General features: G+C 62.4%; 1 protein-coding gene. It reads left to right on the top strand.

Annotation, left to right across the window (positions count from 1 at the left end; genetic code table 11):
- On the top strand, positions 1-234 hold a 234-nt coding region (locus RYX56_RS25395; protein ID WP_317124521.1), incomplete at both ends, for a hypothetical protein.

A 234-nucleotide genomic window follows, 5' to 3' on the forward strand; every position in this document is an offset into this window, starting at 1 on the left:
TTCACCTATCGCTACAAGACGCGCGACATCATCAAGAACTTCATCCAGCCCGAAGCCCTGGCGCTCCTGCGCACCAGGGTGAAGGACGAGTTCCGCAGCGCCCAACTGAGCACCACCGGATTCGACCTTAGCTTTGAGCGCAACGGCGACAAGATCCGCCTAAAGCGCACGGAAGTCGCCGGTCGCGAGGCGCCTTCCACCGAGCATAACCGCGCCAAGAACCGTCCGCTGGCG

This window comes from Alkalihalophilus lindianensis (assembly GCF_032843265.1).
Lineage (GTDB): Bacteria > Bacillota > Bacilli > Bacillales > Bacillaceae_D > Alkalihalophilus > Alkalihalophilus lindianensis.